We start from the raw sequence: 23,662 nt of genomic DNA, 5'->3' as shown, positions 1-23,662 counted from the left end.
TCGCGTCCCAGCCGGACCCTGGCGGCGGCGCGAGCGGCTCACCGCGGCGGATGAGGTCCGCCGCGACGTTCCACGCCGCCACGCCGAGCGCGATCGTCAGGAGCGGCTCGCGCGCATGGTCGACGGTCACGGTCAGCGGGCGCGCGGCCCGACCCTCGGCGGTCCCCATCGCGGCGAGCAGGGCCCGGACGCCCTCGAGGTCGTCGGCGACGACGCGCTCGAGCAGCCGCCGCTCCCTGCACCACGGCAGCGACGCCGGGTCGCGCTCGACCGCCCGCGCGAGCGCATCGAGTTCGTCGGCGGTCATCCGCACCGCCGGTCCGGTCGCGACGATCGCGTCGGTCGTGCAGACGACGCAGCGCTCGATCATGCTGTTGACGTCGGGCTCGCGCCAGCTGAACGCCCAGCCCCCAGCGTCGCGCTCGACCGACACGCTGTCGACGTAGAGAACCTGCTGGGGCGATCGAAGCGGGCGCAGAGCCCCATCTTGGCACGCTCGCCTCCCGCGGCGAGCCCGTGATGAGGACGGTCGCGGATCTCCACGTCATCGACGGCCTCGGCGGTGACGTCGGCGTGCGGGTGACGTCGTCGATCTTCTTGCGGTGATCGCGCCGCGCGCCGCGTGCACGCCGCGGGCCGCGGTCGGGCCCGCGTGATCTCGCGACGTCTGCGTCGCGGCTACTGGCCGACGGCGGTGAGGCCGCGATCGAGCAGGCGGGCGGCGCGGGGCAAGAAGCGGGCGGCGAGGGTGGCGGCCCGCTGGCGCGACGGCGACGCCGACCGCTGCTGGCCGGCGCCGTCACGGTACAGCTCGAGCACCTCGCGCGACGACTTCGACGGCGAGAAGCCGAGCTCGCGGGCCAGGCGCTGGTTCGACATCACCGGCCGGTAGCGCAGGAACGCGACCTGCTCGGGCCCGTACTGCGACCAGCCCTTGTGGTGCAGGACCTCGAGCGCGCGGCCGATCAGGTGGGCGGGCACGGGCACGTAGGCCTTGCCGAGCGCTGCCGCGATCTCGGCCAGGGTCATGACGCCGTCGCCGGCGAGGTTGTAGACGCCGACCGCGGTGCCGCGCACCGCGGCGGCCAGGCACCGGACCACGTCCTGGTCCCAGATGAAGTTGAACGGCGACGCCGCCTCGGCGACACCGACGATGACCGGCTGGTCGAACAGGTCGGTGATCTGGTTGTGGGTGTCGGCGCCGAGCACCGCGCCGAGGCGGAGCACCAGCTGGCCGAGCTCGGGGTGATCGAGCCGCGCCTGGGCCAGCAGCTCCTCGACCTGGCGCTTGTGGTCGGCGTAGGCGAAGTCGGGGTGACCGCGCAGCGGCATGTCCTCGGTCAGGAACGCCGCGTTGTCGGCGTGGTAGCCGTACGCGGCGCCGCTCGAGGTCACGATCAGGCGCCCGACGCCGCTGGCCAGGCACGCGGCCAGCACCCGCTCGGTGCCCTGGACGTCGACCTCGTACTGCTCCGCGCGGGTGCAGCCGCGCGGCGGCGTCACGATCGACGCCAGGTGCACGACGACCTCCGGGCGGTGGGCCGCGATCCGCGCGCCTAGCCCGGGGTCGCGGATGTCGACGGTGTCGTAGGTGACGCCGCCCAGGCGCTCGGTGTCGGGCGTGGCGCGCACGTCCATCGCGATCAGCGCCGCGGGGCGGTCGGGCCCAGTGGCCAGCGCGCGGACCAGGCCGCGCCCGAGGTACCCAGCGGCGCCGGTGACCAGGACCCGCATCACGCCGGCTCCTGGTGCATGTCCTTGAACGTCTTCAGGTTGGGCGCCCACATGTGCTTGACCGGATCGACGTCGACGTGGATGACCGCGCACCGCCCGGTCGCCCGGGCGCGCCGGATCGCGTCGGCCAGCCCGCGCGGATCGGCGACGCGCTCGCCGTACGCGCCCATCGACCGCGCGAGCAGATCGAACTGGGTCTCGCCGAGGTCGGCGTTGATCGTCTCGTCGGGCCCGAGCGACTTCATGATCAGGGTCTTGATCGGCTTGAGCGCGAACTGCTGGTTCATCTTCACCATGCCCCACTGCTTGTCGCAGAGGACCAGGTAGATGACCGGCAGCTTGTTCCGCACCGCGGTCTCGATCTCCTGGGGATGGAAGCCCATCGCGCCGTCGCCGATGACGCAGTAGACCTGCCGGTCTGGGTGCGCGACCTGGGCGCCGAGCGCCTGCGCGATGCCGGCGCCGAGCATGCCCATCTTGGGCGTGCCCAGCATGGTCCCGGGCACGCGGACCTCGTGGAAGAACTGGGCCCAGATCGACGTGTTGCCGCCGTCGACGACGACGATCGCGTCCTCGGCGAAGACCTCCTGACAGATCTGCGCGACGTGGGCGCTGGCCATCGGCAGCCCACGGTGCGCGAGGTGCTCGTCGAGCTTGGCCCGGCGCGCGCGGCACGCGGCGCGCAGCGTGGCCATCGCCCGCGGCGGCCGGCGAGGTCCATCGTCGGGCGGGTCCGCTCGAGCTCGGCGCAGAGCTCGGTCAGGAACACCTTCACGTCGGCCTGGACGGCGAGGTCGACCGGGCGGTTGCAACCGAGCACGTCGGCCTCGAGGTCGACCTGGATCATCTGTTGCGCGGCGGGCGAGCCCCAGTAGGGCGGCTTGCCCCACCAGTCGGTCTCGCCGAGCCGCGAGCCGAGCACCAGCGCGAGGTCGGCGCCGGTGCGGGCCGCCTTGACGGCGTCGACGTAGATCATCGGCACCGCGTGCGGGGTCCGCTCGTCGATCGCGGCGCGGGCGCCCCAGCTGGTGGTGATCGGCGCCTCGAGCAGCGCGGCCAGCTGCTGGACCAGGGCGCCGGCGCCCGCGTGGAGCACGCCCGAGCCGACGTGCAGCATCGGCCGCCTGGCCTCGGCCAGCATGCGCGCCGCGCGCACCACGTGGTCGTGGGCCGGCGGGATCGGCGACGTCGAGCGGGACCTCTCGGGCGCGCGCAGCCAGTCGGGCACCAGCTCGACCTCGGCGTTCATGATGCTCTCGGGGATGTCGAGGTGGACGACGCCGGGCCGCCCGGTCCACGAGATCCGCAGCGCGCGCCGGACCAGCTCGGCGACCCGATCGATCGTCGGCACCGCGCAGCTCCACTTGGTCATCGGCCGCGTGACCTCGACCTGCGGGAAGAACTGGTAGGTGCCGCCGCGATCGGGATCGATGATGCCGGTCCGCCGCGAGCTGGTGATCAGCAGCACCCGGTTGCCCTCGGCCTGCTCGACCGCGACCCCGGGCAAGATGTTCGCGACCCCGGGGCCGTTCGACGCCATGCACACGCCGAGCGTCCCGGTGACGCGGGCGTACGCGCCGGCCATGTGGGCCGCGCTGGTCTCGTGGCGTGGCGTCACCAGCGTGATGCCGTTGGCGGCCATCGTCGCGTAGAAGCCGAAGTAGGTGCCGTCGATGATCCCGAAGACGTGCTTGACGCCCTCGGCGGCGAGCAGGCGCGTGACGATCTCGCCGCCCTTGATGGTGGCCTTCCGTTCCAGCAGTGCGAGCGCCATGGCGGTGTCCTCCGGGTGCGTGCGCGATGTGTGGTTGCGCGGTGAGGCCCACTCTGGCAGAGTGTTGACCGATCGGTCAATCACGAACTGACCGATCGGATAAAATATGCCCAAGCACACGAAAGAAAAAGACAAAGGACGGGGCGAGACCGCCGAGAAGATCCGGGCCGCGGCCGACGAGCTGTTCTGCAGCCAGGGCTACGCCGGGGTCAGCGTGGCCGACGTCGCGCGCCAGGCCGGGGTGCCCAAGGCGCTGGTCTTCTATCACTTCGGCAGCAAGGCCACGCTGTTCGAGCGCGTGCTCGAGACCTACTACCACGCGCACAAGGACGCGCTGGCCGGCGCCTACGAGGGCGGCGGCACGCTCGCCGATCGGCTGCACCGGACGATCGACGCGTACTTCGCGTTCATGGTGCAGCACCGCCGCTACGCGACGCTGATCCAGCAGCAGGTCGGGAGCCCCGAGACCCACCCGTTGATCCAGCGCAACCTCGCGCCGCTGTTCACCTGGATCGAGGAGGCGCTGGGGGCGATCACGCCGACCGTCGGGCCGCTGGCCGCCCGGCACTTCTTCGTGACGTTCTCCGGCATGGTCATCAACTACTTCACGTACGCGCCGGTGCTCGCGTCGCTGTGGCCCGGCGACCCGACGTCGCCGGCCGCCCTCGACGAGCGCCGCCGCCACGTGCAGTGGATGGTCGACACGATCCTCGCGGCGATCACCGCCGCGCCGCCCGCCTGAGCCGTCCCCCCTCGACCTCGCGGCACGCCGGCGCTGCCGCGAACCAGCCGCCGATCGGCGATCACCGGTCGAGCGCTCGCCGGATCAGCGTCGCGGCGATGTGGAGCGCCTTGATCCGGCGCGCCAGCAGCGTGTGCTGCGAGGTCCCGAGCCGCAGCTTCGGCTGGACCTTCTCGCACTTGCTGATCGTCGACGCGATCGCCCGGAGCGCCTCCTCCAGGTCTTCCTTCGAGAACGGCTCGGCCTCGTCTGGCACGACCGCCCCCGCCCCGGATCAGAACGACAGGCTGTTGATGCAGAACTTCGGGCCGGTCGCCGGGAAGAAGTAGCCGACCGCCATGCACATCTCGTCGGTCGCCGCGGACTGGCCCTCGCGCACGGTCGTGGCGCCGGTGTTGTCGTAGTTGCATCGATAGGTCAGCGAGCCCGACGCGAAGGTGTAGAACGGATCGCCGGTCCACTGGCGCGCGCCGGGGTGCTCCCAGTCGTCGGCCTGGAACACCATCGCGGCGCCGTCGGTGACCTCGGTGTGGACCGCGCGCTTGTGGGCGTGGGTCGACATCGTGAAGAACTTGGCGTCCGCGGGCACCGCGCAGGTGCCGCCGGCGGTGCCGGTCGACATCGGCGGGATGTTGATCTGGGTGTTGTAGGTGATGAACGCCGCGGCCGGCGTGTAGGCCTCGCCGGCGGCGTAGGTCTCGCCGTCGATCACGACGTGCGCCGAGATGTCGGCGTCGCCGGTGTTGAGGTAGTGCATCTGCACGTAGGCCTTCTGGCCCGCGGGCACGGTCATGCCGATGCCGGTCGGCATCACCGCCTCGGCCACCGAGTTCTGGGCCGAGTAGGTCCAGTACGGGATGCCGCCGCCGCTGCCGCCGCCGCAGCTCTGGTCGATCGTGCCGTCGGGCTTGCCCGAGTCGCCGAAGTACAGGATCAGGTGGTGGCTGCCCGGGGTCATCGTCGACGACCAGCGCTTGACGCCGAGGGTCTCGGTCGTCGGGATGGTCGTGTAGTAGCAGTACGTCACCTCCTCGCCGGGGTGGATGACGATGTCGGGCGTCGTGATGCGGAAGCTCGAGCCGGGCGGGGCGGCCGCGTCCACGGGGACGTCGTCGCCGCTGGAGCTGTCGGTGCCGCAGGCGGCGAGGGCGAGCGCGATCGGCGCGGCGGTCAGGAAGCGGAGCAGGCGCATGAGGTCTCCCGGTCGAGGTGCGGTGCGGTGGTGCGGGCGGAGCGTAGCAGCACCTGTTGACCGACCGTCAATGGCGAACTGCGCCGACGCCGCGATCGGACGGATCCGGCGCGGCCCGGACTGGAAGCCGGCGCACGCGCGACGGTCGGTCCGACCGCGCCGCGCCGATCGGCCCGCGCCGCGTCGATCGGGTCGGGCAGGTCGACGGTGGCGATCGCGGGGTCGCCCAGACGTGTCAGCCGCCGCGGACGGCGCGCCGCGCCCGCGGCCCCGCGCGTCACGACAGGCGGTCGCGGTAGTCGCGGTAGCCGAACCGGCGCGACACCCGGACCTCACCGGTGGCGGGATCGTGGGTGGCGATCGACGGCAGGCGCACGCCGTTGAACATGGTGTTCTTCACCATCGTGTAGTGCGCCATGTCGAGGAACACGAGCTTGTCGCCGATGGCCAGCGGCGCGTCGAAGCTGTAGTCGCCGATCACGTCGCCGGCCAGGCACGTCAGCCCGCCCAGGCGGTAGGTGATCGCGCGCTCGCCGGGATCGCCGGCGCCGACGACGACCGGCCGGTACGGCATCTCGAGCACGTCGGGCATGTGCGCGGTGGCCGAGGTGTCGAGGATCGCGATCGGCATGCCGTTGTCGAACACGTCGAGCACCGACGCCACCAGCACGCCGGTGCCGAGCGCGACCGCCTCGCCGGGCTCGAGGTAGACCGCGACGCCGTACCGCTCCTTGAACGCCTTGATCAGGCGCACGAGGTGGTCGGTGTCGTAGCCGGGCCGGGTGATGTGGTGCCCGCCGCCGAAGTTGACCCACTTCATCTGCGGGATGAACTCGCCGAACTTGGCCTCGAACGCCGCGAGCGTGCGCTCGAGGGCGTCGGGCCCCAGCTCGCACAGCGTGTGGAAGTGCAGGCCATCGAGCCCGTCGAGATCCGCGGCGGTGACGTTGGCCCGGATGGTCCCCAGGCGCGAGCACGGCGCGGCCGGGTCGTAGAGCGCCACCTCGACCTCGCGGTGCTCGGGGTTGCAGCGCAGGCCGCACGACACCGCGTGGCCGGCGGCGCGCGCGGCCTCGACGATGGGCCGGGCCCGGCGCCACTGCGACGGGCTGTTGAGCACGAGGTGGTCGACCAGCGTCACGACCTCGCGCAGATCGTCGTCGGTCCAGGCCGGGGCGTAGGCGTGGACCTCGCCGCCGAACTCCTCGCGGCCCAGGCGGGCCTCGGCCACCGACGACGCGGTCGTGCCCTTGAGGTAGCGCTTGACCAGCGGGAACGTCGACCACTGCGCGAAGCCCTTGAGCGCGAGGATGATCGTGCAGCCGGCCCGGTCGGCGACCGACGCGAGCAGCCGGAGGTTGTCCTCGAGCGCGCCGAGGTCGGTGACGTAGGCCGGGGTCTCGACCTTGCTCAGGTCGAGGCGGGCGGCGACGTGCGCGCCCAGGGCCGCGCCGGCGCTCAAACCGCGCGCTCCTCGACGTGCCAGGGCAGGCCGCGCTTGGCGACGTCGGCCAGGAACGGATCCGGGTCGAGTTGCTCCATGTTGAACACGCCCGCGCCCTGCCACCGCTTGGTGGCGATCATGACCGCGCCCGACACCGCCGGGACGCCGGTCGTGTACGACACCGCCTGGGCCCGGACCTCCTGGTAGCAGGCCGCGTGGTCGCAGATGTTGTAGATGAACACCTTGCGCGGCTTGCCGTCCTTGGTGCCCTCGACCAGGCAGCCGATCGAGGTCTTGCCGGTGTAGCCGGGCGCCAGCGACGCCGGGTCGGGCAGGAGCTCCTTCAGGAACTTGATCGGGACGACGCCCTTGCCCTCGTAGTTGACCGGATCGATCCGGGTCATGCCGACGTTGCCGAGCACCTCGAGGTGCTTGAGGTAGCTCTCGCCGAAGGTCATCCAGAAGCGGATGCGCTCGAGGCCCTTGAGGTTCTGGGCCAGGGACTCGAGCTCCTCGTGGTAGAGCAGGAAGCTCTTGCGCTCACCGACGCCGGGGTAGTCGAACATCGTCGACACGCTCAGCGGGTCGGTCTCCCTCCACTCGCCCCGCTCCCAGTAGCGCCCGCGCGCGGTGATCTCGCGGATGTTGATCTCGGGGTTGAAGTTGGTGGCGAAGGCCTTGCCGTGCGAGCCGCCGTTGCAGTCGACGATGTCGACGTACTTGATCGAGTCGAACAGGTGCTTCTGCGCGTGGGCGCAGTACATGTTCGTGACGCCGGGGTCGAAGCCCGAGCCGAGCACCGCGATGAGCCCGGCCTGCTCGAACCGCTCGCGGTACGCCCACTGCCACTTGTACTCGAACTTGGCGACGTCGGGCGGCTCGTAGTTCGCGGTGTCGAGGTACGGCGTGCCCGTGGCCAGGCACGCCTCCATCAGCGTCAGGTCCTGGTAGGGCAGGGCCACGTTGATCAGCACCGCCGGCCGCTCGCGCTCGAGCAGGGCCACGGTCGCGGCCACGTCGTCGGCGTCGATCGCCGCGGTCCGGACGGTCTTGCCCTGCAGCTCCTTGATCTCGGCGGCGATCTTGTCGCAGCGCGAGACGGTCCTGCTGGCGAGGAGGATGTCGTCGAAGACATCCGAGGCTTGCGCGCACTTGTGGGCGACGACGCCGCCGACGCCACCCGCACCGATGATGACGACCTTGCTCATGGGGCCGCGAAGCTAGCACACGCCGGCGTCGGCGCGGTCGCGGTGGCCGCCGCCGCTTCGGGGCCCGCGGCCAGGTGCACGGGCGGTCGGCGGTGTGCGACCTTCGCCGCATGAAGCTCCGTAGTTCGCTGATGGGTTCGGGCCTGGCGCTGGCCCTCGCGCTAGCCGCGTGCGGCTCCAAGGGCAAGGACGACGGGGGCGGCGGCGGCGCGGCCAAGGGGGCGGCGTCGTGCGACTCGCCCAAGGTCAAGGAGTGCACGGAGTACGGCCCGGCCAACCGCGCCGCCGCCGGCGACGAGTACCTCGAGAAGCTGTGCGTCGGCCTCGAGGGCGCCTTCGCGAAGACCCCGTGCCCGGCCGCGGCCCGCCTCGGCGCGTGCGCCAAGCGCGAGGGCACCAAGGTCTTCTACCAGGACTACGGCATGACCGCGGCGCAGCTGGCCGAGAGCTGCACGGCCGGCGACGGCACCTGGCGCGCGCCGTAGCCGGGGTGGCGCCGCGCGGCCGGCGTCGATGGTGCGGTCGCGGCGCGGCGCAGCTGGCCCAGCGCTGCACGGCCGGCGACGGCACCTGGCGCGCGCCGTCGCCGGGGTGGCGCCGCGCGGTCGGCGTCGATGTTACGGTCGCCGCACCGATGGCCAAGTCCAAGCAGCGCACGACCTCGTCGCGCATCGAGCCGCCCGCGCTCGGGCCCGAGCACGGCCCGACGTTCGCCGAGGTGATCGAGCGCAGCGGCCTGCTCGAGAAGACCTCGAGCCTGACGCGCGACCTGATCGCCACCACCAACGCCGCCGTCGCCGAGAACGCCCGGATCCACCTGTCGGTCGTGTCCTGTTACACCTGCGACGCGCCCAAGGCGTGCTGCTCGCTGCTCACGAGCGCGTACCTCTACGAGGTGGTGCCGATCGTGGCGCGGCTGATCCGCGAGGGCCGTGACACGCCCGAGCTGCGGGCCACGCTCAAGGCCCGCGCCCACGCGATGGAGACCACGCGCAAGCGCGACTACGCCACGCCGTGCCTGTTCCTCGGGCCGGGCGAGCTGTGCACGATCTACGAGGACCGGCCGAGCGTGTGCGGCACCCACCTGGTGTCGTCGCCGGCCGCGCACTGCAGCGACCCGACGGTCGAGCGCGTCACCAAGCTCGCGAGCGAGACCCAGCGCACGGTCCCGCCCCAGGTCGACGAAGTGTTCCGGCAGGACGCCGGCCTGCGGCCCCTCGGCATGACCTACCGCGGCGCGCTGCCCCGCATGGTGCTCCTGTGCCTCGAGGCCTGGCACCGCCGCGACTACGCCGCGTTCCTCGCCGAGCGAGTGCTGCCGGCGTCGCACCGCTTCGAGTGGGCCGTGCGCTGACTCACGCGTCGGCGTCGCCGGGGTCGTGCTGCCCGGGATCGTCGACCGCGGCCTCGGCCGCGAGCGCCGAGGTCAGCTGATCGCGGAGCTTCTCGGGCCGGGTCTTGAACAGGCCGCGGCTGGCCTTGCGGGCCGCGTCCTTGCTGGCGATCAGGCGATCGTGGACCGCCGTCAGGAGCGCGGTGGCGTCGTCGCTGCCGCCCCCGTACAGGCGGACGTAGTCCTTCGTCATCAGGTGATCGACCACGGGGCTGAGCTGATCGTCGAGGTCGCGCAGCGCGTCGCGCCACGCGCCGGCGCCGGGCAGCGCGTCGACGATCGCGAGCTGGTAGCGCAGCTCCTTGCTGCGCCGACGCCAGCGGTGGACCGCGCGATCCGACTGCTTGGCCCGCTTGCGCGCGGCCCGGGCGCGGCGGTAGGTCCGGGCTAGGCCGCGGGCGACCCGGCGCGGGCGCAGCTCGTCGGGCAGCGCCGCGGTCAGCGCGTCGACGTGGCTCGCGGCCTCGGCCACGGCGCGCTCGATGTCGGCGAGGATCGCCTCGGGCGTGAGGCGATCGGGCTCGGCGACGGCGTGGACCGCGTCGGCGGCGGCGGTCAGCTCGTGGACCGGGGCGATCGTGTCGACGAGCGTCCGCGCGACCGCCTGATCGCGCGCGGGTCCGAGGGTCCGCCGCGCCGCCGCCAGGCCGCGCGCGAGATCGCGGCGATCGCGCTTGGGCAGCGTCCGCGCCACGAGATCGACCAGGGCGCGGAGCTGCCGCAGGGCCTTGCGGACCGCCAGCACCGCCGCCTGCGGATCGAGCGCGGCCTCGGCCTGGGCCGCCCGCGCGTCGGTCAACGCCGCCGCGGCGGCACGGACCACCCGACCCCGGAGGCTGTCGTCGGTGGTCAGCGGGCCCAGGTGCGTGGTGTCGGCGTGGGCGTCGGTCGGCGGGGTGGACATGGCGCCACGATACCAAACCGGGGGCGCCATCTGGACCGATCGGGGTATCGTCACCTCGATGTCACGTGGCCCCACGCAGGAACCGGTCTCCAGTCCCTACCTCGTCCCGTTCGACCGCCCGTTCGACGCGGCCCGGGCCCCGACCCGGCCGCCCAAGGACGGGCCCGAAAAGAAGGACAACCAGGCCGCGCTGGCCGAGGCGATCGAGCGCCTGGCCAAGTTGCAGCAGCTGCTCTACGCCGACGACCGGTTCTCGCTGCTGATGGTGTTCCAGGCCATGGACGCCGCCGGCAAGGACGGGACCGTGCGCGCGGTGATGTCGGGCATCAACCCGGCCGGCTGTCAGGTGTTCGCGTTCAAGGCGCCGACCGCCGAGGAGCTCGAGCACGACTTCCTGTGGCGATGCCACATGGCCATGCCCGAGCGCGGCCGGATCGGGGTGTGGAACCGCAGCCACTACGAGGAGGTGCTGGTGGTGCGCGTCAACCCGAAGTTCCTCGGGAGCCAGCGGCTGCCGCGCGGCACCGACGACCTCGACGCGCTCTGGCAGGAGCGGTACGAGTCGATCCGCTCGTTCGAGCAGCACGCGGCCCGCAACGGCACGGTGATCGTGAAGTTCTGGCTCAACGTCTCCAAGGACGAGCAGCGCGACCGCCTGGTCGAGCGCATCGACGAGCCCGAGTCGAACTGGAAGTTCAATCCGGGCGATCTGGTCGAGCGCGCCAAGTGGGACAAGTACATGGACGCGTACGGCGCCGCGCTGACCGCGACCTCGCGGCCGTGGGCGCCGTGGTACGCGGTGCCGGCCGACTCGAAGTCGTTCATGCGCCGTACGGTCGCCGAGATCCTGGTCGAGACCCTCGAGCGCCTGCCGATGAGCTGGCCCGAGGTCAGCCCGACCACGCGGGCGGAGATGGCGGCGATGCGCGACCAGCTCGCGCGCGAGTAGCGCGGTCGGTCAATGGTCGGTGGTCGCGGGGCCCGCGCGCTTGCCGGCCTCGCCGCTGCCCATGAGCGCGATGCGCAGCGCGACCGGCGCGGTCAGCTCGTTGGTCGCGACCACGCCCAGGACCAGCGCGAACGCGGCGTCGCCGAACGCGGGGAAGGTCCGCCGGACCAGCTCGGCCAGGGCCAGCGCCAGGCCGGCCTGGGGCACCAGGCCGATCCACGCCAGCCGCCGGACCAGCGGGTCGACGCCCGGGGCGCGGGTGCCCAGGCGGCCGCCGACGAAGAAGCTGCCGGCGCGGACCAGCACCAGGACCACGACCGGCACCGCCAGCGCCGCCAGCTTGACCACGTCGAGCTTGGCGCCGGCCAGCGCGAAGAACACCAGGTACACCGGCAGCGACGCCGCGTCGAAGCCGTCGAGCAGCTTGCGCGCGTCGGCCCTCGACACGTTCTCGAGCCACAGGCCGGCGGCGAGCGCGATCACCAGCGGGTCGAGGGTCACGGCGTGGCCGACCTCGGCCACGATGAAGCACAGCATCACCGCGAACAGGCCGACGCCGCGGTCGACGTACAGGATGAACTGGCCCAGCACCGCGCCGATGAAGATGCCGACGCCCATCGAGCCGAGCACGCCCCAGGCGATGCCGCCGATCGCGCGGCCGACGTCGACGCCGCCGCCGATCACCGCGGTCGCGACCGACGACACGATGCCGTACAGGACGATCACCGCCAGGTCCGAGACGATCACCGAGGTCAGGATGGTCTTGGTGAGGACGCCGTCGGCGCGGGTCTCGCCGATCATCGCCATGACCACCGCCGGCGACTTGGCGGTGAGCGCGGTGGCGAGGGTCAGCGACACGACGATGGCGTGGTCGAGGGGCATCTCGTCGAGGAACGGCACCAGCGGGCGGACCGCCATCATCGCCGCGGCGATCGCGAGCATCGACCCGAGCACGACCCAGACCGAGATCTTGCGGACGATGCCCAGGAGCGGGCGGACCTGGCGCAGGTTGAGCTCGGCGCCGGCGGTCAGCGCGAGGATCGCCGTCGCGATCCCGCCGACCAGCTTGAGCTGGATGGTCATGCCCTTGTCGACCAGCCCGAGCGCGTACGGGCCGACCGCGATGCCGGCGGCGATGTAGCCGGTCAGCTTGGGCAGGCCGATCCGGCCCACCAGCTTGCCCGTGAAGTACGCGGTCAGGAGCAAGAAGCCGAACGCCAGCTCGGTGCCGCCGGCGTGGACCGCGGCCGGCGCGAAGCTGCGCGCGGATTGCATCAGGCCGGCCAGGGCCAGGAGCACCAGGAGCGGGATCACGCGGGCTCACCTTCGTCGTCGTGGTCGTCGTGGTCGTCGCGGTCGTCGCGGTAGACCGGGCCGGTCGCCGGCGCGTCGTCGTCGAGCTCGTCGACCGTCGGCGCCGCGAGCGCCGCGGTGGTGTTCGTGATGGCCCGGCCCGCGGGCGGGCTGGTGAGCTGGACCGCGACCTCGGTCAGGACCGCGCCGCCGATCACCACGGTCACGAGCCAGCCGCTGGGCAGGCCGCCGGCCGAGCCCTGCAGCGACACGACGAGGGCGATCGCCAGGGGCGACAGCGGCGACACCAGCACGCGCTGATCGGCGTAGCCGCGCGGCAGCAGCGCGCCGACGGTCGTGCGCGCGGCCGCGATGCCGACCCACTTGCCGACCACGCGCGCCGCGACGAACGCCGGCACGATCACCCACGGCTTGGCCGCGGCCACGTCCCAGGCGGCGCCCGCGACGACCAGGAACAAGAGGTGGATCGGGCGCTCGAGGTGGTTGAGGATGCGGAAGATCGCGTCGCGCTGATCGCACGGGAAGTTGACGACCAGCGCGCCGGCGATGAAGCACACGACGATCGGCGACAGGTACATGAAGCCGGCCAGGCCCGAGCCGAGCGCGACCGAGCCCAGCACGACCGCGAGGAACTCGCCCTCGCTCGACGGCACGCGGACCATCGCGAAGATCAACACGCCGACCGCGACGCCGAGGCCGATCGTCACGAACAGCCAGCCGGTGCCGGGCAACGCCCAGCCGACCGCGGTCTGGGGGCGGAAGTAGGCGGCGACGAACAGCAGGCCGATCACGCCGACGATCTCGTCGAGCTGTGACAGCAGGTGATCGACGCTCTTGCCCTCGCGCCAGGCGCTGTTGGCGAAGCCGCGGAATCGGCGCGGCGCGGTCATGGCGCCGGCGGCGCCGACCACGATCGCGTCGCGCCAGAACTCGGCGGTGCGCCAGTCGGCGATCCCGAGCGCCAGCGCCAGGCCGGCGGTGGTGGCGGCGACCGCGGCGAACGGGCCGAGGGCCTCGACCACGACCAGGTACCCGGTGCCGCGCGGCACGCGATCGAGCAGGCGGATGTCGAGCTGGGCGCCGATGATGAAGCCGAGCCAGCCGAGCCCGAAATGCAGGATCGGCTGCATGCGCTCGAGCACGTCGCCGGTGAGCACGCCGATCGCGGGCTGACGGATGATCACGCCGAGCGCGACGAACGGGAACCCCGCGGCGATGACCCCGGTGATGCCCAGCCGCCGCTCGAGCGCGACCACCCGCCGGTGGCCGCCGAGGTACGCCAGCGCGAACACCGCGGTCAGGCCCAGCACGAGGCGCAGCACCACGCCGGTGCGGTCGCCGCCGCCGGCCGGGGGCGGCGACGGGTCGGTGACCGCGGGGACCGGGGCCGTCGGTCCGCCGTCGAGCGGCCCCGCCGGGCTCGCGCCGGCGTCGAGCCATGCGTCCGCACCGGCGTCGGGCGCGGTCAGCGCGCCGAGCCCGGCGTCGGCGGGGCCCGCGTCGGGCGTGCGCGCGGCGCGGGCGGCGTCGATCGGCGCGGCGTCGATCGCGGCGTCGATGGCCGCGGCGTCGATCGCGGCGTCGATGGCCGCGGCGTCGATCGGGTCGGTCGGTGCGGTGGCGGCGTCGCCAGGCGCGGCGAGCGGGCCGACGCCGGCGTCGACGGGCCCCGCCGGCGGGCCGGCCTCTGGCGCCTGCGCGCGCGCAGCGCCACCCCAGCCGATGGTCAGCGCGATCCCGACCGCGATCGCGAGGCGTGCGAGCCGTGGCACCGCGGCCAGCTTACCCGAACCGCGTCACCAGGCGCAGCGGCCGAGGTCGTCCATCGACGTGGCGGTCACGACGCAGCGCTCGAACGCGCGGGTCGGCACCTCGCCGCGGCAGCGCTCGATCAGGCGGTCGGCGGGCGTGACCAGGTAGGCGTCGACGCCGCTCTTGGCGCGCAGCTCGTCGGCGGCGGCGGTGATCTTCTTGCAGTCGCCGAGCCCGATCGGGTGCGGGCACGCGTTGATGTCCTGGCGGGTCTTGGCCCGGGCCAGGCACTCGCCGTCCTCGCGGGTGAACCCCGCGCCCTCGCACTCGGTCCGCACGTCGGCCGCGAACCGGTCGCGCTCCTCGCGCGGCGTGTAGTTGTCGAGGAAGATCGGCCCGAGCGCCTCGGCCACCTTGGCGCAGTCGGCCGGCGGCGGCCGCACGCACAGGTTTGAGAGGCAGGTCAGGCCGGGATCGCACGAGCGATCGGGCCGACAGTCGCCGCGCTCGGTCCCGGCCGCGAGCGGTGCCGCGGCGGTGGTGCCGCCGCCTCCCTGCTTGCACGCGACCAGACCCGCGACCATCACGACGACCAGCGAACGGCACACGAGCGGCATCACGATCTCCTGTCAGCGAGCCCGCGCGAGGTGTCGCGCTCGGCGGTTGGACGGCCGGCCCCGCGCAGGCCTTGGGTCACGTCACATGTTGTCGAAGCGGGCCATGGCCGCCTGCACCTCGGCGTCGCCCGCGCAGGCCTGCATGCCCGGGCCGACCTTGCCGGCCGCGGCGGCGACCCGGTCCTTGTGCGCGTCCATGTACGCGTCGGCCTTCGCGTCGACCTCCTGGTTGCCCTCGAAGCTCTTGGCCCGCTTCAGCAGGGGCTCGTGCTGGTCGATGACCGCGGTGATCGCCTGGGCCATCGCCGGACATGAGGCCTGGTTGCTGTCGACCGCGGTCGCCAGGTCCTCGAGGAACGTCACGCTCTCGGCGAAGATCGCCTCGAGCTCGGCGTCGGACGGCGTGCTCGCCGGCGGCGCGGCCGGATCGGTGGTCGGGTCGGTGACCGCCGGGCCCGGATCGGGCGGCGGCGTCGTGGTCGCCGGCTTGGACTTGCTACAGGCGATCGTGGCGATCGCGACGACACAGACCGCAAACATGCGCATGGGCCGACGATGGCACGCGGGCTGGACCGCTGCCACCGGGCCGCCGCGGTTTCGCCGGGGCTACTCGAGGTCCTCGAATTGTTGCATCGTCGCCTGGAACTTCGGATCGTCGGCGCAGTTCTGGCCGGCGGCGCCGACCTTCATCATCGGCTCCATGACCTCGTCCATGTGATCCTTCATCCAGGCCTCGGCGCGCTTGTCCATCGCCTCGTCGCCCTTGTACTTCTTCATGCTCTGGATGAACGGCTGGTTGTCGTTCATGACCCGATCGATGCCGTCGGCGAGCTTGCCGCAGTCGCCGCCGGCGGCGTCGGCCGCGCTGCCCATGGCGCCGAACATCGCGAGCGCCTGGGTCATCATCGTCTCGAACTCCGCGTCGGTGAGCTCGGCGGGCGCGACCGGCGTCTCCTCGGGCGGGGGCGCGGGCTCGGCGGTCTCGATCGGGGCGTTGGCCGGCGGCGCCGCCGTCTGCTTGGCCGAGCCACCACACGCGCACGCGAGGACCGCGACAACAGCGACAAGCTTCATCCAAAAATCATCCCACGACCTCGGCCCGAAATCGACGCGGCCGGCGCGGCTCCGGCGGGCCCGGGTCGGCGGCCACCGAGGGCGCCGGCGCCGCCGGCGGTCGGCGCGCCCCGCTCGATCAGTCGAGCTCGTCGAGCCGCTTCATGACCGCCACGAACTTCGCGTTCGACGCGCAGCGCTGGGCGGCGCTGCCGACCTTCATGATCGGCTCCATCACCTCGCTCATGTGCTCCTTCATCCAGGCCTCGGCGCGCTGGTCCATCGCCTTGTCGTCCTTGTACAGCTTGGCCTGGGCCAGGAAGTCCCGGTTGTCGTCCATCACCCGCTGGATGTTGTCGGCGAGCTTGTCGCAGTCGTCGCCCGACGCGTCCACCGCGGCACCCATGCCCCGGAACATCGTCAGCGCCTGACGCATCATCGCCTCGAAGGCGTCGTCCTCGGTCGTCGGCTCGACCGGCGGCGCCGCGGGCACCGCTGGCTCGGGCTCGACGGCGGGCGGATCGGCCACCGGTGCCGGCTCGGCCTCGACGACCGGCTGGTCGGCCGACGGCGGCGCCGTCTTCTTGGCCGAGCCACCACACGCGCAGGCGAGGACCACGACCACCGCGACGAGCTTCATCCGAAAGTCATCCCACGACCTCGGCCGGAAATCGACGCGCCCTCGGCCCGAAGTTGCCGGGGCGGCCGCCACCGGCGGCGGTGGATCCGTTCATCGGGCCGAAACGCACGACGCCCCGGCTCATCACCGGGGCGCTGCGCTCCGCCACCCGTTGGGGTGGGGCTGGCGAATGCCAGGGAGGGTTCGGCGACGAACCCTCAGGAGCTCAGTTGAGCTCCTCGAACTTCTTCATGACCTCGGCGAACTTCGCGTCCGACGAGCACTTCTGGCCGGCGGCGCCGACCTTCATCATCGGCTCCATCACCTCGGACATGTGCCCCTTCATCCACTCCTCGGCCTTCTTGTCCATGTCGGGGTTGTCCTTGTACTTCTTCGCGGTCTCGATGAAGTCCTTGTTGTCGTCCATCACCTTCTGGATGCCGTCGGCGAGCTTGCCGCAGTCGTCGCCCGCGGCGTCGACAGCCTTGCCCATCGCGCCGAACATCGCCAGGGCGTTGCCCATCATCTTCTCGAACTCGGCGTCCGACGGACCCGCGCCGGTCGGCGCCGTGCCGGTCGTGTCGGCCGGCGGGGTGCCGGTCGTGTCGCCAGCCGGCGCCGCGGTGCCCGCGGCCGGAGTCGCGGTGCCCGCGGCCGGAGCCGCCGTGCCGCCAGCCGGCGCCGCGGTGCCCGCGGCCGGCTTGGCCTCGGTGGTCGCGGGCTTGTTGCCCTCATCCTTCTTCTTGCAGCCCGTGAAGGCGATGGCAGCGGCGAGCAGGGCGATGACAGAGAGGCGCTTCATTGATCTTTGGTCCTTCCGCGCGACACGCGCGTTTTTTCGTGGCGGGTCTATCCCATAGACCCACGACGACAGCAACAAGAACAATGTCATCGCGTGCTTACAGGAACCGTTACAAGTTCAAGGTCGGCATCCGCGCCATCGCGTCCTGCACCGTCGCATCCTCCCGACATCGCACGAGCCCCGGCCCCATCGCCTCGATCAGCGGCGCGACCTCGGCCGCGCGGGCCTCCATGGCCGCGACCAGCAGCTTCGACGCCTCGGGATCGCGCGCCAGCGCCCGGGCGTGATCGAACAGCTCCGCGCTGCGGTCGAACAGTCCGCGGAGCTCCTCGCCCATCGCGGGGCAGGACGGCCCGGTGGTGATCTGGGCCATCGTCGCCAGGACCTCGACGAACGCGTCGGCGACCTCGGCCGCGACCTGCGGGTCGACCGCGGGCGCGGGCTCGGCCTCGGCCTCGGGCGGCGTGCTCGAGGGCGCCGCTGGCGCGGGCGCGGAACCTCCGCAGGCACCCGCGAAGCAGAGCGCGAGGATCCAGGTGCGGGTCATGGGGGCTCGAGCTGCGCGGTCGCGGGGGTGGCCATGTCGTAGGCGGCGAGCCCGCTCTTGCCGGCGGTGATGAGCTGGAGGTCTCGGTTCTCGCGCAGGAGCGCGCGCCGGAGCTGGGCCGATCCAGGATCGCCGTCGCTGGGGACGAGGCTGGTGAGCTCGGTCCCGGCCACCGCGGCGCCGAGGGTCACCGACAGCGCCAGGCGTCCCTGGTAGATCGTCAGCGCGAGGACATCTGGCAGGAGGTCGCCGTTGGCGTCGTCCACCAGCAGGTCGCTCGGCACCCCCGGCAGCGGGTAGTCGATCGCGCCGTCGGGGATGAGCTGCGGCTGCATCGACACCGGCACGATCACCTTGTACGACACGACGCGGATGCCGGTGCCGGTCTCGATCGGGCCGACCGGGCGGAGGTCGCCACCGTCCGCCTTCATCGCGGTGATCGCGCCGACGAACGGCAGCGGCATCGCCGGCGCGCCCGCGGCGACGGCGTAGCGCTCGAGGCGCGCCGGCCCCGGCGCGGCCATCACCGCGACGGTCGCGACCGCGCCCCCGATCGTGATGCAGAGCAGGTTCTCGAGCACCGCGCCGGGGCGGGCGTCGGTGAACGCCGTAAGCTGCGCCGCCAAGGTGGCGAGCGGTCCTGTCGCCTGGGTCGCCTCGAGCCCTGCGTACGCCTCCCACGGCCCCGCGCCGCTACGGACCAGCAGGCCCGCGTGGACGCCCGGACCCTGGCAGACCGGCACCGCGTGCAGCTCGTCGGCGGTGGTCGTGGAGAACGGCACGTCCAGCACGAGCGCGCTGCCGCTGGCCCCGATGGTGTACCAGCCATCATCGAGCCGGGTCACGATGTCCCGCTCGGCGCCATCGAACCCGACCAGCGCGCGGGCCTTGTCGACCACGGCCGACGAGATCGTCCCCGCGGCCACGACGGCGTCGCCGACCTCGGTCGCCACGACGATCGCGCGGGCAGCGCCGAGCTGGCGGATCGCCGCGGCCCGGAAGTCGTTGGCGGTCGAGCCCCCCGACACGAAGGCCCAGGACGGAGCGGCCTGGTTGAGCTCCGTCGGCGTGCCCAGCCCGACCACGCCGAGCGGCTTGACCGGCACGAACGCTGGGACCCGCTCGGCGCGTTCGGCCCACGGCGCCCGGATGACGAGTTCGGTGGGGCCGACCACCGGCGCGGACGTCGTCGGGCCGGTCCGGACCTCGGTCAGCTCCGATGGGAGCTGGAACTCGATCACGCCCTCGGCGTCGCCGAGCGCCTCGCCGAGCAAGCGCTCGCCGGCCGCGCTGCGGAGGTAGATCCGCACCGCGTGACCGGCCGGCGCCGGGTGGGGCCGGCGGACCGTCCGGGTCGCGATCGCCAGGGTCGCGGGCGCGGGGTCGCCGGCGAGCCGCGGCAGGATCAGGCTCGGCACCTGTCCCGGGCCGGGGATGACCCGCGCCGCCACCGCCGGCTCGGCGGGGATCGCGAGCTCGAGGTCGTCGTCGATGTCGCCGATCTGCTCGCAGCCGCCGACGATGCGCTGGCCGAGGGCGTCGTAGCCGGACAGCACGAACAGCTTGGGGCCGAGCCGGGGCACGTCGCTCAGGGCGATCCGGGTCGTGCCACCGGGATCCGGCCTGAACGCGACGCTGGTGCGCTCGCCGAGGTCGAGGGCCTCGGCGCTGACCTGGCCGTACTCGATCGCGTCGCACTCGGTGCTGGTGAGCTCCTCGACGGTCAAGCGCATCCGGGTCGTGGCGTCGCGCAGCGCGGTGTCGCCCGCGAAGTCGACCGTGATCGTCAGCGTCGGATCGCTGCACGCGCCCGCGGCCGCGATCAGCAGCCCGATGACCAGCATCACCACACGGCGGCCCATCCCTCGACGGTACCACCGTGCGCGGCGGCACACGGTCGGACGCGGCCGCCGCGGATCGGTTATCCTGCCGCTCGTGATCGATCGCACCACCATGCTGACCACCGGCGTGGCGACCTCGACGACGCGCGGCCGCACCGCGCCGCGGACCTGGCTGGCCCGCCTCGCCACCGGCGGGCAGGTCGCGCTGGGCGCGCGGCCGGTCGTGCTCGGCGCCCACGCCACCTGCGACCTCGTGATCGATCAGCCCAAGGTGTCGCGCCGCCACGCCGAGCTGACCGCGGTCGGCGGCGGCGTGCGGGTCAAGGACCTGGGCTCGACCAACGGCACCTGGTGGCAGGGCTCGCGCATCACCGAGCTGGTGGTGCCGGGCGGCGCGACGATCGAGATCGGCGGCGCGGCGCTGCGGATCGTCGCGGCCGACGCGCTGGTGTTGCCGCCGAGCGCGCGCGAGCGGTTCGGCGCGCTGGTCGGGCACAGCGTCGCGATGCGCGAGCTGTTCGCGGTGCTCGAGCTGGCGGCGCCCAGCGACGCGACCGTGCTGGTCGAGGGCGAGTCGGGGACCGGCAAGGAGCTGGTGGCGCGCGCGCTGCACGAGCACTCGGCCCACGCCAAGGGCCCGTTCGTCGTGGTCGACTGCTCCGCGATCGCCGAGCACCTGATCGACTCGCACCTGTTCGGCCACGTCCGCGGCGCGTTCACCGGGGCCGAGCGCGATCGCAAGGGCGCGTTCGTCGAGGCCTCGGGCGGGACGCTGTTCCTCGATGAGCTGGGCGAGCTGCCGCTGACGGTGCAGGCCAAGCTCCTGCGCGCGCTCGAGGCCCAGACCGTGCAGCCGGTCGGCGCCGATCGGCCGGTCACCGTCGACACGCGCGTCGTGGCCGCGACCCACCGCGACCTGGCGCGGATGGTCGAGGCCAAGGAGTTCCGGTTCGATCTGTTCTACCGGCTGGCGGTCGTGCACGTGGCGTTGCCGCCGCTGCGCGAGCGCCCCGACGATCTGCCGCTGCTGGTCGCGGCGTTCTACGCCGCGCGCGGCGCCGAGGCCGGGCCGGTCGACGGCGACAACCTCGAGCGGCTGCGCCGCCACGCCTGGCCCGGCAACGTGCGCGAGCTGCGCAACGTGCTCGAGCGCGCCTGGGCGCTGTCGGGCGGGCTGGTGCCGTTCCGCGACCTGCGCCTGTGGGTCGAGATCACGACGGCGCCGCCGGCGGCCGACGCGATCGACACGGCGCTGCCGTTCAAGGAGGCCAAGGAGCGGTGGAACGACGTGTTCGAGCGCCGCTACCTGGCGGCGGTCCACGCCGCGGCCGGCGGCAACATCACCCACGCCGCCGAGCACGCCGGCATCAACCGGCGGCACTTCCGCGAGCTCCTGTACAAGCACGGCCTGCTCGAGCGCCCGGCCAGCGGCGACGACGAGTGAGCGCGCGCGGGTAGGCGATGATCGGCACGCGCCTCGGCGACTACGAGATCCTGCACGCGCTCAAGTCGGGAGGGATGGGCGACGTGCTCCTCGCGCGGCGTCGCGGGCCGGCCGGGTTCGAGCAGCTGTGCGCGATCAAGACGGTGCGGGCCGAGCTGGCGACGACGCCGCTGGCGCGGGCGATGTTCCTCGACGAGGCCCGGCTGCTGGCGCGCCTGTCGCACCCGGCGATCGCGCAGATCATCGACTTCGGTGAGGCCGACGGCGGCACCGCGTACATGGTCATGGAGTACGTGGCCGGCATGAGCTTCCGCGCGCTCGGCGAGCGCCAGGCGCCGCCGCCGGTGCTGTGCCAGGCGGTGGCGGCGGCGTGCCGCGGGCTGCACGCCGCCCACGAGCTGCGCGATCTGATCGACGGCCACCTGCTGGGCGTGGTCCACCGCGACATCAGCCCCGACAACCTGATGCTCGGCTACGACGCGCGGGTCAAGGTGCTCGACTTCGGCATCGCGCTGGTGCGCGGGCGGCAGGCGCCGGTCACCGAGTTCGGCACGCTCAAGGGCAAGCCGCCGTACATGTCGCCCGAGCAGCTCAAGAACCAGCCGATCGATCGACGCTCGGACGTGTTCTCGACGGCGGTGGTGCTGTGGGAGCTGGTGACCGGGCGCCGCCTGTTCACGGGCGACTCGATCTACGCGGTCGCGAAGGCGGTCGAGGAGCAGCCGATCGTGGCGCCGTCGCGGCTGGTGCCGGGGCTGCCCGACGGCCTCGACGACGTGATCCTGGCCGGGCTCGCGCGCGATCCCGCGCAGCGGCTGGCGACCGCGGCCGCGATGGCCGAGGTGCTCGAGCGCATCGCCGCGGCCGCGCACCGCGACAGCCTCGAGGTCTGGGCCGAGCAGGCGCTGGCCGACGAGCGCGATCACCACCGCCGCTGGCTCGCCGGCGTGCTCGGGCTCGGCCGCACCGCCGCGGTCGCGGGCCGGCCCAGCGGCGTCTCGACCGCGCTCGACGGCGAGCTCCCGGACGGCGACGCGACCGCCGGGCCGGCGCCGGATCGCGGCCCGACCGCGGTCGGCACCGGCGCTGTCACCGGGCCGGCGCCGCGGGCCGACGCCGACGCGCACGCCGGGCTCGACCTACCGGCCCGGCCTCGGCGGCGCCGCGCGCTGGCGGCGCTGGCCCTGATCGTCGTCGCCGGCAGCGGCGGCGGGCTGTGGCTCGCGACCCGGGGCCACGCCGCGGCCGGGGCGGTCGCCCCCGACGCCGCCGTGGTCGCCGTCGACGCCGCCGAGAGGCTCGACGCCGGGCTGGCGCTCGCCGACGCCGCCGAGGTGCCGGGCGCGCTCGACGCCGCGCCGCCGATCGACGCGCGCGCCCGCGGCCGCGACGGGGGCCGCGGGCCGATCGACGCTGGGCGCCCGCCCGCGGTCGACGCCGCGCCCGCGGCCGCGGTGCCCGTCGACGCCGCGGTCGCCACCGGCTACCTCGCCGTCGGCACCTGGTCCCCCGCGGCGGTGGTCGTCGTCGACGGCGACAGCTGGCGCGAGACCCCGGTGCTGCCGCGGAAGATCGCGGTCGGCGAGCACACGGTCGTCCTGCTGCGCCCGCTCGATCGCGTCGAGATCTTCCGCACCAAGGTCCGGGTCGAGGCCGGCAAGACCGTCCGGGTCCAGCCGCCGTGACCCAGCGACAGGCCGCCCTGGAAGCTCAGACCTTGTCAGTTTTTCGGTCGAGCACCGGTCCGCGCGCCGGGCGTCTCGCGTCTCGGAGGGGCTCGGAGGGGAGGCTCGTCGGGGCTTGCCCCCGCCCTGGCGAAGCTCAGACCGTGTCAGTTTTTCGGTCGAGCACCGGTCTGCGCGCCGGGAGTCTCGCGTCTCGGAGGGGAGGCTCGTCGGGGCTTGCCCCCGACGAGGGGAGGCCTGGCGACAGGCCTCCCTGGAAGCTCAGTTCGGCGGGCGGCAGCGGCCCATGTTGTTGCACTGCCAGCCGGCCGGGCACTCGTTGCCGGTCGGCGTGCACGCCATCGTGCAGCGCATCCCGACCTGCATGAAGTTGTAGCAGACCGAGGTCGCGCACGCGGCCATGCACGGCGTGTCGTCGGTGCAGGCGATCGACGTGGTCGGCAGGACGCACGCGCCGGGCGCGTCGATGCCGGTCGCGCCGTCGGTGTCGGTCGCGCCGTCGTCGCCCGCGGCGTCGATCGGCGGCGTCGAGGTGTCGTCGCCCGTGCAGGCGATCGTCGGGGCCAGGACCACAGCCAGGGCGAACAGGAGGCGCTTCATGGCCGCCATCATCGCCCAGGTCCGGGCCGGCGCCGCGTTACACGCTGG

22 protein-coding genes and 1 pseudogene are annotated in these 23,662 nt (G+C 73.2%); 6 read left to right on the top strand and 17 right to left on the bottom strand.

Annotated features, from left to right (window positions below):
• Positions 1–678: 678 nt before the first annotated feature.
• Together IPL61_37035 and IPL61_37030 are read right to left on the bottom strand one after the other, a co-directional pair.
• Positions 679–1,734 carry an SDR family oxidoreductase gene (locus IPL61_37035; GenBank protein ID MBK9036797.1) on the bottom strand — a complete coding sequence of 352 codons (1,056 nt, stop codon included), beginning with the start codon at positions 1,732–1,734 and terminating at the stop codon, positions 679–681.
• Positions 1,734–3,508, bottom strand: a pseudogene (locus IPL61_37030) (thiamine pyrophosphate-binding protein). The gene IPL61_37035 and the pseudogene IPL61_37030 overlap by 1 nt, the downstream one beginning before the upstream one ends.
• 106 nt (positions 3,509–3,614) lie before the next feature.
• Here IPL61_37030 and IPL61_37025 point away from each other — a divergent pair.
• Entirely contained in the window at positions 3,615–4,250 is a 636-nt protein-coding gene (locus IPL61_37025) for a TetR/AcrR family transcriptional regulator (protein ID MBK9036796.1), read from the top strand.
• Positions 4,251–4,311: 61 nt separating this feature from the next.
• Here the strand turns inward: IPL61_37025 and IPL61_37020 are convergent, their stop codons facing one another.
• From IPL61_37020 to IPL61_37005, 4 genes are all read right to left on the bottom strand, one after another.
• Positions 4,312–4,506 (bottom strand): hypothetical protein, encoded by a 195-nt coding sequence (locus IPL61_37020; GenBank protein MBK9036795.1) that lies wholly within the window; start codon positions 4,504–4,506, stop codon positions 4,312–4,314.
• Between the two features lie 18 nt (positions 4,507–4,524).
• Positions 4,525–5,442: a hypothetical protein gene (locus IPL61_37015; GenBank protein ID MBK9036794.1), complete on the bottom strand. Its 918-nt coding sequence runs from the start codon at positions 5,440–5,442 to the stop codon at positions 4,525–4,527.
• Between the two features lie 277 nt (positions 5,443–5,719).
• Positions 5,720–6,886, bottom strand: coding sequence for a carboxynorspermidine decarboxylase (gene nspC / locus IPL61_37010; protein ID MBK9036793.1), 1,167 nt, complete (start codon positions 6,884–6,886; stop codon positions 5,720–5,722).
• A 14-nt stretch (positions 6,887–6,900) separates the two neighbouring features.
• Positions 6,901–8,094, bottom strand: coding sequence for a saccharopine dehydrogenase family protein (locus IPL61_37005; GenBank protein ID MBK9036792.1), 1,194 nt, complete (start codon positions 8,092–8,094; stop codon positions 6,901–6,903).
• Positions 8,095–8,204: 110 nt separating this feature from the next.
• Between IPL61_37005 and IPL61_37000 the strand changes: the two genes are divergently transcribed.
• Entirely contained in the window at positions 8,205–8,579 is a 375-nt protein-coding gene (locus tag IPL61_37000; protein MBK9036791.1) for a hypothetical protein, read from the top strand.
• Between the two features lie 149 nt (positions 8,580–8,728).
• The gene (locus tag IPL61_36995; protein MBK9036790.1) at positions 8,729–9,448 is read left to right on the top strand and encodes a YkgJ family cysteine cluster protein; all 720 of its coding nucleotides are present in this window, start codon (positions 8,729–8,731) and stop codon (positions 9,446–9,448) included.
• Between the two features lies 1 nt (position 9,449).
• Here the strand turns inward: IPL61_36995 and IPL61_36990 are convergent, their stop codons facing one another.
• Positions 9,450–10,391, bottom strand: a complete 942-nt coding sequence (locus IPL61_36990) for a CHAD domain-containing protein (protein MBK9036789.1) — start codon at positions 10,389–10,391, stop codon at positions 9,450–9,452.
• Positions 10,392–10,449: 58 nt separating this feature from the next.
• Between IPL61_36990 and IPL61_36985 the strand changes: the two genes are divergently transcribed.
• Positions 10,450–11,340 carry a polyphosphate kinase 2 family protein gene (locus IPL61_36985; protein ID MBK9036788.1) on the top strand — a complete coding sequence of 297 codons (891 nt, stop codon included), beginning with the start codon at positions 10,450–10,452 and terminating at the stop codon, positions 11,338–11,340.
• 9 nt (positions 11,341–11,349) lie between these two features.
• On the opposite strand, the gene IPL61_36980 is transcribed toward IPL61_36985, so the two are convergent.
• The 9 genes from IPL61_36980 to IPL61_36940 all read right to left on the bottom strand — a co-directional run bounded on the left by IPL61_36980 (position 11,350) and on the right by IPL61_36940 (position 19,906).
• Entirely contained in the window at positions 11,350–12,654 is a 1,305-nt protein-coding gene (locus IPL61_36980) for a cation:proton antiporter (GenBank protein ID MBK9036787.1), read from the bottom strand.
• Complete coding sequence (locus IPL61_36975) at positions 12,651–14,426, bottom strand: hypothetical protein (GenBank protein MBK9036786.1); 1,776 nt, start codon at positions 14,424–14,426, stop codon at positions 12,651–12,653. The genes IPL61_36980 and IPL61_36975 overlap by 4 nt, the downstream gene beginning before the upstream one ends.
• 24 nt (positions 14,427–14,450) lie before the next feature.
• Entirely contained in the window at positions 14,451–15,023 is a 573-nt protein-coding gene (locus IPL61_36970; protein MBK9036785.1) for a hypothetical protein, read from the bottom strand.
• Positions 15,024–15,104: 81 nt separating this feature from the next.
• Positions 15,105–15,569, bottom strand: a complete 465-nt coding sequence (locus IPL61_36965) for a hypothetical protein (protein MBK9036784.1) — start codon at positions 15,567–15,569, stop codon at positions 15,105–15,107.
• A 60-nt stretch (positions 15,570–15,629) separates the two neighbouring features.
• Positions 15,630–16,097, bottom strand: a complete 468-nt coding sequence (locus IPL61_36960) for a hypothetical protein (protein MBK9036783.1) — start codon at positions 16,095–16,097, stop codon at positions 15,630–15,632.
• A gap of 118 nt (positions 16,098–16,215) precedes the next feature.
• Complete coding sequence (locus IPL61_36955) at positions 16,216–16,716, bottom strand: hypothetical protein (GenBank protein ID MBK9036782.1); 501 nt, start codon at positions 16,714–16,716, stop codon at positions 16,216–16,218.
• A 205-nt stretch (positions 16,717–16,921) separates the two neighbouring features.
• Positions 16,922–17,497 (bottom strand): hypothetical protein, encoded by a 576-nt coding sequence (locus IPL61_36950; GenBank protein ID MBK9036781.1) that lies wholly within the window; start codon positions 17,495–17,497, stop codon positions 16,922–16,924.
• A 109-nt stretch (positions 17,498–17,606) separates the two neighbouring features.
• Positions 17,607–18,044: a hypothetical protein gene (locus IPL61_36945; GenBank protein MBK9036780.1), complete on the bottom strand. Its 438-nt coding sequence runs from the start codon at positions 18,042–18,044 to the stop codon at positions 17,607–17,609.
• A complete protein-coding gene (locus IPL61_36940; GenBank protein ID MBK9036779.1) occupies positions 18,041–19,906 on the bottom strand; it encodes a hypothetical protein in 1,866 nt (621 codons plus the stop codon). Before IPL61_36940 ends, IPL61_36945 begins: the two co-directional genes overlap by 4 nt.
• Positions 19,907–19,979: 73 nt before the next feature.
• On the opposite strand from IPL61_36940, the gene IPL61_36935 reads away from it, so the two are divergent.
• Complete coding sequence (locus IPL61_36935) at positions 19,980–21,329, top strand: sigma 54-dependent Fis family transcriptional regulator (protein MBK9036778.1); 1,350 nt, start codon at positions 19,980–19,982, stop codon at positions 21,327–21,329.
• Between the two features lie 17 nt (positions 21,330–21,346).
• A complete protein-coding gene (locus IPL61_36930; GenBank protein ID MBK9036777.1) occupies positions 21,347–23,014 on the top strand; it encodes a serine/threonine protein kinase in 1,668 nt (555 codons plus the stop codon).
• 261 nt (positions 23,015–23,275) lie between these two features.
• Here IPL61_36930 and IPL61_36925 read toward each other — a convergent pair whose 3' ends face one another.
• Positions 23,276–23,614 carry a hypothetical protein gene (locus IPL61_36925; protein ID MBK9036776.1) on the bottom strand — a complete coding sequence of 113 codons (339 nt, stop codon included), beginning with the start codon at positions 23,612–23,614 and terminating at the stop codon, positions 23,276–23,278.
• Positions 23,615–23,662: the final 48 nt, after the last annotated feature.

The organism is Myxococcales bacterium (genome assembly GCA_016717005.1).
Lineage (GTDB): Bacteria > Myxococcota_A > Polyangia > Haliangiales > Haliangiaceae > UBA2376.
Note: the sequence above shows the minus strand (reverse complement) of the source record. Positions and strands in the feature narration are given on the sequence as shown.

Bases quoted from the DNA above. Each gene is read 5' to 3' on its own strand.
- IPL61_37035 (MBK9036797.1), bottom strand. From the start codon at position 1,734: ATGCGGGTCCTGGTCACCGGCGCCGCTGGGTACCTCGGGCGCGGCCTG.
- IPL61_37025 (MBK9036796.1), top strand. From the start codon at position 3,615: ATGCCCAAGCACACGAAAGAAAAAGACAAAGGACGGGGCGAGACCGCC.
- IPL61_37015 (MBK9036794.1), bottom strand. From the start codon at position 5,442: ATGCGCCTGCTCCGCTTCCTGACCGCCGCGCCGATCGCGCTCGCCCTC.
- IPL61_37005 (MBK9036792.1), bottom strand. From the start codon at position 8,094: ATGAGCAAGGTCGTCATCATCGGTGCGGGTGGCGTCGGCGGCGTCGTC.
- IPL61_37000 (MBK9036791.1), top strand. From the start codon at position 8,205: ATGAAGCTCCGTAGTTCGCTGATGGGTTCGGGCCTGGCGCTGGCCCTC.
- IPL61_36995 (MBK9036790.1), top strand. From the start codon at position 8,729: ATGGCCAAGTCCAAGCAGCGCACGACCTCGTCGCGCATCGAGCCGCCC.
- IPL61_36990 (MBK9036789.1), bottom strand. From the start codon at position 10,391: ATGTCCACCCCGCCGACCGACGCCCACGCCGACACCACGCACCTGGGC.
- IPL61_36985 (MBK9036788.1), top strand. From the start codon at position 10,450: ATGTCACGTGGCCCCACGCAGGAACCGGTCTCCAGTCCCTACCTCGTC.
- IPL61_36970 (MBK9036785.1), bottom strand. From the start codon at position 15,023: ATGCCGCTCGTGTGCCGTTCGCTGGTCGTCGTGATGGTCGCGGGTCTG.
- IPL61_36965 (MBK9036784.1), bottom strand. From the start codon at position 15,569: ATGCGCATGTTTGCGGTCTGTGTCGTCGCGATCGCCACGATCGCCTGT.
- IPL61_36960 (MBK9036783.1), bottom strand. From the start codon at position 16,097: ATGAAGCTTGTCGCTGTTGTCGCGGTCCTCGCGTGCGCGTGTGGTGGC.
- IPL61_36955 (MBK9036782.1), bottom strand. From the start codon at position 16,716: ATGAAGCTCGTCGCGGTGGTCGTGGTCCTCGCCTGCGCGTGTGGTGGC.
- IPL61_36950 (MBK9036781.1), bottom strand. From the start codon at position 17,497: ATGAAGCGCCTCTCTGTCATCGCCCTGCTCGCCGCTGCCATCGCCTTC.
- IPL61_36945 (MBK9036780.1), bottom strand. From the start codon at position 18,044: ATGACCCGCACCTGGATCCTCGCGCTCTGCTTCGCGGGTGCCTGCGGA.
- IPL61_36940 (MBK9036779.1), bottom strand. From the start codon at position 19,906: ATGGGCCGCCGTGTGGTGATGCTGGTCATCGGGCTGCTGATCGCGGCC.
- IPL61_36930 (MBK9036777.1), top strand. From the start codon at position 21,347: ATGATCGGCACGCGCCTCGGCGACTACGAGATCCTGCACGCGCTCAAG.
- IPL61_36925 (MBK9036776.1), bottom strand. From the start codon at position 23,614: ATGAAGCGCCTCCTGTTCGCCCTGGCTGTGGTCCTGGCCCCGACGATC.